This window comes from Micromonospora sp. NBS 11-29 (assembly GCF_002140155.1).
In the GTDB taxonomy this organism is placed as follows: domain Bacteria; phylum Actinomycetota; class Actinomycetes; order Mycobacteriales; family Micromonosporaceae; genus Micromonospora.
Map to the genome: position 1 here is coordinate 3,389 of NZ_NAPR01000027.1, position 208 is coordinate 3,596.

Below are 208 nucleotides of genomic sequence, written 5' to 3' on the forward strand. Positions count from 1 at the left end.
CCAGCTCGTCGGAGTCGGCGGCGGTGACCACGGCCCGGTGCTCCAGCACGGCCCGGGTGGTGGCCGAGGACCAGGCCACGTCGGCGGGACGGAGGGTGTCGTCGCCGGTCAGCCAGCGCGCCCACCGGTCCGCTTGGCCGGCGAGCGCGGCGCCGGTACGCGCCGACAGCAGCACCGGCACCAGCCGGCTCTCCTCGAAGGTCTGGCC

1 protein-coding gene is annotated in these 208 nt (G+C 77.4%); it reads right to left on the bottom strand.

Annotation, left to right across the window (positions count from 1 at the left end; translation table 11 throughout):
* The coding region (locus B1205_RS30085) for a CurL C-terminal domain-containing protein (RefSeq protein WP_176308811.1) at nt 1-208 on the bottom strand (208 nt) is incomplete at both ends.